The sequence below is a fragment of the Streptococcus cristatus genome (assembly GCF_003943535.1).
In the GTDB taxonomy this organism is placed as follows: domain Bacteria; phylum Bacillota; class Bacilli; order Lactobacillales; family Streptococcaceae; genus Streptococcus; species Streptococcus cristatus_L.
In genome coordinates, this window is sequence record NZ_RJPU01000025.1 from 1 (window position 1) to 1,072 (window position 1,072).

Sequence of the window (1,072 nt, forward strand, 5' to 3'; positions counted from 1 at the left end):
ATGCACCCTAGAGGAGTCGAACCTCTAACCGCCTGATTCGTAGTCAGGTACTCTATCCAGTTGAGCTAAGGGTGCCCTGTCGCATATCCGCTATGCCGAGGACCGGAATCGAACCGGTACGATCGTTACCAATCGCAGGATTTTAAGTCCTGTGCGTCTGCCAGTTCCGCCACCCCGGCCTCAAAGCGAACGACGGGATTCGAACCCGCGACCCCCACCTTGGCAAGGTGGTGTTCTACCACTGAACTACGTTCGCATCTCTATCCAAAAAAAATGCCGGCTACATGACTTGAACACGCGACCCTCTGATTACAAATCAGATGCTCTACCAACTGAGCTAAGCCGGCTCATTTATATTTCTATGCGGGTTAAGGGANTTGAACCCCCACGCCCTAAAGCGCCAGATCCTAAATCTGGTGCGTCTGCCAATTCCGCCAAACCCGCGCTTATGACCCGTACTGGGCTCGAACCAGTGACCCTTTGATTAAAAGTCAAATGCTCTACCAACTGAGCTAACGAGTCTTTCTTCTTGAAACTGTCTAACAATTCCAACGGTCCCGACGGGAATCGAACCCGCGATCTTCGCCGTGACAGGGCGACGTGATAACCGCTACACTACGGGACCTATATGGGAGTTAACGGGATCGAACCGCTGACCCTCTGCTTGTAAGGCAGATGCTCTCCCAGCTGAGCTAAACTCCCAAAAAGGAAGTACTCCGACTTCCTATCCTGCTAAGCGACTACCATATCTCACAGGGGGCAACCCCCAACTACTTCCGGCGTTCTAGGGCTTAACTTCTGTGTTCGGCATGGGTACAGGTGNATCTCCTAGGCTATCGTCACTTAACTAGCTGAATTAACTTGCAATATCTTATTGCCTTGTCAACTCAAAATTGAATAACTACTCAAACCTCACAATACTTGCCAAAAGCTGCGCTCAATGAAAATTGGATAAGTCCTCGAGCTATTAGTATTAGTCCGCTACATGTGTCGCCACACTTCCACTCCTAACCTATCTACCTGATCTTCTCTCAGGGCTCTTACTAACTTGCGTTATGGGAAATCTCATCTT

8 tRNA genes and 2 rRNA genes are annotated in these 1,072 nt (G+C 49.7%); all 10 read right to left on the bottom strand.

From position 1 onward, the window contains the following. Position 1 precedes the first annotated feature (1 nt). Positions 2-75, bottom strand: a tRNA-Arg gene (locus tag D8790_RS10345). Positions 76-93: 18 nt separating this feature from the next. After that, positions 94-179: transfer RNA gene (locus tag D8790_RS10350), tRNA-Leu, on the bottom strand. Positions 180-184: 5 nt separating this feature from the next. Beyond that, positions 185-256 (bottom strand) — tRNA-Gly (locus tag D8790_RS10355). A gap of 18 nt (positions 257-274) precedes the next feature. Continuing rightward, positions 275-347, bottom strand: a tRNA-Thr gene (locus D8790_RS10360). Between the two features lie 15 nt (positions 348-362). Continuing rightward, positions 363-444 (bottom strand) — tRNA-Leu (locus D8790_RS10365). A gap of 5 nt (positions 445-449) precedes the next feature. Then, a tRNA-Lys gene (locus tag D8790_RS10370) sits at positions 450-522 on the bottom strand. 30 nt (positions 523-552) lie between these two features. Continuing rightward, positions 553-625, bottom strand: a tRNA-Asp gene (locus tag D8790_RS10375). A gap of 4 nt (positions 626-629) precedes the next feature. After that, a tRNA-Val gene (locus D8790_RS10380) sits at positions 630-702 on the bottom strand. A gap of 29 nt (positions 703-731) precedes the next feature. Then, a 5S ribosomal RNA gene (rrf, locus tag D8790_RS10385) occupies positions 732-847 on the bottom strand. Positions 848-947: 100 nt separating this feature from the next. Further along, positions 948-1,072 (bottom strand): 23S ribosomal RNA (locus D8790_RS10390); the annotation flags it as partial.